Here is a 5,736-nt window from a genome sequence, read left to right as displayed (position 1 = left end):
TGATCAAGATGCCGAAGATTTTGAAGAGAAACGAAATGATATGTTGAAATTCGTGACAAAAGCATATCGGGACAACCGGGATTTTTGGACTTACGTTTATAAAGACTTAACAGATACATTAAAATAACTTGCCTTTTGATAAGGCAGGTTTTTTTATGTTTGAATTCCATCCTCTGTGCCGATACTGATGAAAAAAGGGGCATTCAAACATGCAATATTGGATTCGCCTGTATTTCCAAATCCCGCTTTTTTTAAGGCTCTTCGGAACGGTCATGATCATGATGACTATTTTCGGAGGCATCATTCATATATTAGAGCCTAAAAGCTTCCCTACTGTTTTTGATGGAATCTGGTGGGCTTTTGTAACCGGAGCTACTGTAGGTTACGGGGATTATGTACCCCTTAGCCCAGCTGGGAAAATAACAGCTATTTTTTTGATCCTGACAGGTGGAGGATTAGTTACTTTTTACATGGCTACGTTGTCAGCCTCGACCGTTAAACATGAGCAGGCGTTATCCAAAGGTGAAGTGGATTTTCGCGGAAGCGACCATCTTGTGATTATCGGCTGGAACGAAAGAACACGTCAGTTAATAGATATGATCTGCGATCAAGAGTCGCCGGAACGGATTGTATTGATCGACCGCTCGATGAATCAATTTTACCAGCGTTTATCGAATGTACATTTTGTTAAAGGAGACGCGACCGAAGAAACGACGCTTGAAAAGGCTAACGTGCAAGGAGCACGGATAGCTGTAGTCACCGCTGACCCATCAAAAAAAGAAGAGCAATCAGACCAATCGGTCATTCATCAAATTGTAGCTTTAAAAGGCCACCATCCCAAATTATCCATCATTGCAGAAGTTTTGACAGACCGTCAGAGAATCAATGCTGGAAGAGCCGGTGCGGATACCGTCATTCGTTCAAATGATTTTATGAGCAGCCTATTTTACCATGAGCTCTACAGGAATGACCCGGTCCAACCATTTGAACTACTTCTCGACTTGCTGACAGCCAGGCAGTTTCACGAAGAAAAAGTGCCTGAACAAATGGAAGGAGAGCCTTTGATAAAAGCGTTGGAATACTTCCTCAAGGAAAGCTGTCAAATTATCGGCATTAAGAAGGGGGAAGAGGTTTCGTTTGATCTTCATGCCGAAACCCTCCTGGAAAAGGGTGACTTTTTAATTGTCTTCTCACCTCTTCGTCATTAATGCTTGTTCCACTTGAGCTAAAAGTTCACGTCCCACGCTGACATACTCTTCAGGAAAAGAGGCATCTTTATCTACTGGTTCCTGAAATTGATCGAAGATAGCACGAAAGTTCCCTTCTTTTACATTATCGTCAAGACCTGGGTTGTATTTATGAGATAAAAGAAAAGGTTCTTTCATCTGAATCGTCGCATAATCGGTTGGTGTATCCAAAGATCCAGACGTGACTTGAAAGGGAAGCCTTAAAAATTGGTAACCGACTCGATCATCAATTTTATAGTCAAAATATCCATGTTCATAATCCCAGTTATCCGAAAGTTTAAATCCAAACGGCTTGAGCTCACTTTCTACATCCGTAAACGTATAGACTTCATCGGTAATCGAAGAAGATAAAGGTATCATAAGCACTCACTCCTTTTAGTCCTATATTGCCCAAATAAAAACACCTCAGGTCATCCATTTTCTGGATGACCTGAGGTGGATTTTTTTGTCATTACAGGCGCTTTTCTAGCTTTTCTTTTTCTTCTTCGAATCCAGGTTTTCCTAGAAGGGCAAACATGTTTTTCTTGTAAGCTTCTACTCCAGGCTGATCGAATGGGTTCACTCCTAGCAGATAGCCACTAACAGCACATGCTTTCTCGAAGAAATACACAAGATAGCCGAATGTATAAGCATCTCGTTTAGGCAGGTGAACAACCAAGTTTGGAACTTCACCATCTGTGTGAGCAAGCATCGTACCCTGATAAGCTTTTTCATTCACTTGATCAACTGTTTTACCTGCTAGATAGTTTAGTCCATCAAGGTTTTGCTCGTCCTCTTCTATTGTAATATCAGAAGACGGATTCTCCACGTGCAGAACCGTCTCAAACATATCCTTACGACCATCCTGGACGTATTGGCCAAGAGAGTGCAAGTCTGTTGAGAAGTTTGCTGAAGCTGGGAATATGCCTTTTTGGTCTTTTCCTTCACTCTCACCGAACAACTGCTTCCACCATTCTCCAAAGTATTGAAGGGAAGGCTCATAGTTAACAAGCATTTCGATAGTTTTTCCTTTATTATAAAGGACGTTACGAACGGCCGCATATTGATAAGCCGGATTATCAGAAAGCTGATCTGAGCTAAGTTCTGTACGTGCTCTTTGAGCGCCTTTCATCATTTCTTCAATATCGATTCCACTTGCCGCAATTGGTAACAGTCCTACCGCCGTTAAGACAGAGTAGCGTCCACCTACATCATCAGGAACGACGAATGACTCATAACCCTGTTCACTGGCAAGAGTTTTCAAAGCACCTTTTTCTTTGTCTGTTGTAGCATAAATACGTTTACGCGCTTCTTCTACACCATATTTGTCTTCTAGAAACTTGCGGAAGATACGGAAAGCAATCGCCGGTTCCGTAGTTGTTCCACTTTTTGAAATGACGTTGATCGATACGTCTTTTCCTTTAAGTACATCAAACAATTCATTCAGGTATGGTGCGCTGATACTATTTCCTACAAAGAAGACTTGTGGAGTTTTACGGTCATCACCAGCAAGCTCATTGTAAAAGCTGTGATTGAGCATCTCCAGAGCAGCACGAGCGCCTAAGTAAGAGCCACCGATTCCAATGACAAGTAAGACATCAGAATCTGATTTAATCTTTTCTGCAGATTTTTGCACGCGGGCAAACTCTTCTTTGTCATAGTCTTCCGGCAGATCGAGCCAGCCCAGGAAATCATTTCCTGCTCCAGACTTTTCGTGTAAAGCTTGGTGTGCCAAAGAAACAGCACCTTGCATATAATCAAGTTCGTGCTCACCAAAAAATGGCAGCGCTTTTTCATAATCAAAACGAACATGTGTCATGTTTGTGACCCTCCATTTAATGAAATAAATAACTTAAACCAGTTTTAACTTTATCGAAACCTCCATCCCAAATCAAGCAAACCTCTAATTGAAAACGGATACATAGCAAAAAAAGAAGTTCAGGAACCTTCCTGAACTTCTTTTACCCCATTTATTTGGAAAGCTCTAAGATTTTCTCAACATCATCAGATTCCAGTTTGTTGAAATTGCCGAATGGACCACGCTTCATCGCACGGTCTACAATAACGTCGAATTTTTCATCTGAGATATCATAGTCTCTCAGCGTCTCTGGAGCCCCTATAGAAGACCAGAAAGAGCGAAGCGCTTCAATTCCTTCCTCCGCCACTTGTTGATCAGATTTACCTTCAGGATCTACTCCGAAGACTTTTGTAGCTAATTGAACAAATCGTTCCGGTTTAACGTTTAAGTTATGCTTCATCCAATTCGGGAAGAGAATAGCCAGTCCACCTGCATGCGGAATATCATAAACAGCAGATACTGCATGTTCTATATTATGACTTGCCCAATCTCCGCGGTAACCCATTTGCAGCATGCCATTCAATGCAATGGTTCCTGCATAAAGAATAGTTTCACGATGCTCGTAGGATTCTAAATCATCGAGCAATTTTGGTGCTGTATCAATGATTGTTCTTAACACCCCTTCAATCATCTCATCCTGGATCGGTGATTGCGTCGGAGTATGGAAATACTGCTCAAATAAGTGTGTCATCATATCAACGATTCCATAAATCGTTTGATTACGTGGTACGGACGTTGTATAAGCTGGGTCTAAAATAGAAAACTTAGGATTTGTATATGGAGGTGCCCCCCATCCATACTTTTCGTTTGTTTCCCAGTTTGTGATGACAGATCCAGCGTTCATCTCTGACCCTGTCGCAGCAAGGGTGAGGACCGTACCAAATGGAATAGCGTCATTTGGGGTAGCTTGTCTTGTTACAAGATCCCACGCATCTCCATCATATTTTGCACCAGTGGCAATCGTTTTGGTACAGTCGATGACACTGCCGCCGCCTACGGCCAGCAGAAAGTCTATATCTTCGTTCTTGCAAATCTCTACACCTTTATGAACAGTGGTCAGTTTTGGATTCGGTTCTACGCCTGACAGCTCATGAACTTGAACTCCAGCCTTATTCAGCTGCTCCATTACTTGATCGTATACACCATTCTTCTTTATGCTGCCGCCACCATATACGATCAATACGTTTTTGGTACCTGCAGGCATTTGCTGTGGTAATTGTTCGATCTGGTCTTTACCAAAGATCAGCTTCGTTGGATTGTAAAAAGTGAATGCTTCCATGTTGAGATCTCCTCTCTATACTAAAAAGTCTCGAGTCATATTATCCCCGATTTTGTTCAGATACTCAAAAGATATGCAATGTGTATAAATTTGTCGGTCCAGTTCAAGCTATGATTGAGTGAATAAATATAGAAAGGAGGATGCAATATGAGTTGGTTTCAACGTGTAGCCCTTTTGTTAGTTATTATTGGTGCCATCAACTGGGGATTGATTGGATTGTTCCAATATGATCTTGTTGCCGGTTTATTTGGCGGCGGAGAACAGAGTGGAGCTTTTGCGCGCGTCATCTATACACTAGTAGGCATTAGTGGACTTATTGCCATTTCCCTTTACTTCTCCCCAGCTGCCGAATATAGTGAAACAACAGCCGAATCCGCTGAATAATAAAAATGGACTAGTCATAATGACTAGTCCATTTCATTTACTTGATTTATTTGCGAAATTTTTCGCGATCGTCAGACTGTTTGATCCAGTCTTCCAATTTATCTTTTAGTGTGTTGAACCCTGCTTGCGCATCCTCTTGCTGTTGCTTCGGTGCTGCTTGCTTACGAGGGCGTTGCTTCGGTGCTTCTTGAGTAGCACGGATAGAAAGAGAATATTTATTCTTCGCTTCATCAATGTTTAGGATTTTAACCTGTACTTCATCACCTTCAGAAAGGTGCTCGTTAATATCCTTTACAAAACCGTGAGTGACTTCTGAAATGTGTACCAAACCTTGAACTTGATCATCAAGGGCAACGAATGCACCGTATGGTTGAATTCCAGTAACTTTACCTTCTAATACTTGACCTTCTTGAAACTTATCTGACATGCTATACAACTCCTGATATATATATTATTCGCTTCTTTTCACGCAATTAATGATTCTATCACAGTTCTCCTCATTTAGCAAAAAACATTTTCTGCTCAATTAGTTTTGCTAAGGAATTCACAATTTGTTGGAAAATTTGCTCATCTGCGAATTCTATGCATGATATAATGAAAGAAAAGCATGCGTAGGAGGAATTCATATGACTGTAGGAGATAACATCAGAAAATACAGAGAGGCAAAAAATTTCTCTAAAGAAGACTTAGCCTTAAAAGCACGGTTAGGAGTAACGACTCTTGAGAGCTATGAAACCAATGAACGCACCCCTGAACTAGATACGGTCTTAAAAATTTCTACTGTATTAGATATCCCTGCATCTGAGCTAATGGAATTTGAAGAAGAGAATGACTCGAATATCGATTATGAATTACAAAAATTGATTCAAGAAATTGGTGTGAAAAGCTCTAAATTGATCTTAAAAAAAGCGAGAGACTTTTCAGAACAAGACGTTTTACGAGCGATGAATCTATTATATGAATTAAATCAACAAAAAAAATAATTTAAT

General features: G+C 40.7%; 7 protein-coding genes. 3 read left to right on the top strand and 4 right to left on the bottom strand.

Translation table 11 applies throughout. The features are described from left to right. Positions 1-209 precede the first annotated feature (209 nt). Entirely contained in the window at positions 210-1,208 is a 999-nt protein-coding gene (locus LD39_RS18435) for a TrkA family potassium uptake protein (RefSeq protein WP_035551428.1), read from the top strand. On the opposite strand, the gene LD39_RS18430 is transcribed toward LD39_RS18435, so the two are convergent. From LD39_RS18430 to LD39_RS18420, 3 genes are all read right to left on the bottom strand, one after another. Next, complete coding sequence (locus tag LD39_RS18430; RefSeq protein ID WP_035551426.1) at positions 1,191-1,607, bottom strand: YugN-like family protein; 417 nt, start codon at positions 1,605-1,607, stop codon at positions 1,191-1,193. The genes LD39_RS18435 and LD39_RS18430 overlap by 18 nt on opposite strands. Before the next feature lie 91 nt (positions 1,608-1,698). Then, positions 1,699-3,045 carry a glucose-6-phosphate isomerase gene (locus tag LD39_RS18425; RefSeq protein WP_035551423.1) on the bottom strand — a complete coding sequence of 449 codons (1,347 nt, stop codon included), beginning with the start codon at positions 3,043-3,045 and terminating at the stop codon, positions 1,699-1,701. A 151-nt stretch (positions 3,046-3,196) separates the two neighbouring features. Next, positions 3,197-4,363, bottom strand: a complete 1,167-nt coding sequence (locus tag LD39_RS18420; RefSeq protein ID WP_035551420.1) for an iron-containing alcohol dehydrogenase — start codon at positions 4,361-4,363, stop codon at positions 3,197-3,199. A gap of 147 nt (positions 4,364-4,510) precedes the next feature. Between LD39_RS18420 and LD39_RS18415 the strand changes: the two genes are divergently transcribed. Next, positions 4,511-4,747 (top strand): DUF378 domain-containing protein, encoded by a 237-nt coding sequence (locus tag LD39_RS18415; protein ID WP_035551417.1) that lies wholly within the window; start codon positions 4,511-4,513, stop codon positions 4,745-4,747. A gap of 46 nt (positions 4,748-4,793) precedes the next feature. Here the strand turns inward: LD39_RS18415 and yugI are convergent, their stop codons facing one another. Continuing rightward, positions 4,794-5,174 (bottom strand): S1 domain-containing post-transcriptional regulator GSP13, encoded by a 381-nt coding sequence (gene yugI, locus LD39_RS18410; protein ID WP_035551414.1) that lies wholly within the window; start codon positions 5,172-5,174, stop codon positions 4,794-4,796. Positions 5,175-5,373: 199 nt separating this feature from the next. On the opposite strand from yugI, the gene LD39_RS18405 reads away from it, so the two are divergent. Continuing rightward, positions 5,374-5,730, top strand: coding sequence for a helix-turn-helix domain-containing protein (locus LD39_RS18405; RefSeq protein WP_035551411.1), 357 nt, complete (start codon positions 5,374-5,376; stop codon positions 5,728-5,730). Positions 5,731-5,736 lie beyond the last annotated feature (6 nt).

Source organism: Halobacillus sp. BBL2006 (assembly GCF_000786645.1).
Classification (GTDB): Bacteria; Bacillota; Bacilli; order Bacillales; family Halobacillaceae; genus Halobacillus.
Note: the sequence above shows the minus strand (reverse complement) of the source record. Positions and strands in the feature narration are given on the sequence as shown.